This is a genomic window from Bartonella sp. AA83SXKL, from assembly GCF_042196965.1.
GTDB lineage: Bacteria > Pseudomonadota > Alphaproteobacteria > Rhizobiales > Rhizobiaceae > Bartonella.
In genome coordinates this window covers 1-246 of record NZ_JBHIRG010000319.1, presented here as the reverse complement: position 1 = coordinate 246, position 246 = coordinate 1, and the positions used below count along the sequence as shown (strand labels likewise).

Here is a 246-nt window from a genome sequence, read left to right as displayed (position 1 = left end):
TTATCCGATGCGTTAAAAATGTTGGTCAAAGATCTCGATCAAAAGGATCGTTTTATTGCACGTGATCAAATTGTTTCTTTGATGGAAGAGAAAGGATATTTGGTAACCGTTGATGATCATCCACATACCGTTCCTTATGGAGATCGCAGCGGTGTACCTATTGAACCCTTTTTGACAGATCAATGGTATGTTAATGCTGCAGAATTAGCGAAGCCAGCGATAGAGGCTGTTCATCAAGGAAAAACG

General features: G+C 40.2%; 1 protein-coding gene. It reads left to right on the top strand.

What is annotated here, in order from left to right:
- Nucleotides 1-246, top strand: a 246-nt coding sequence (locus tag ACFINO_RS11370; protein ID WP_375655956.1) for a hypothetical protein, incomplete at both ends; no start/stop codon positions are given.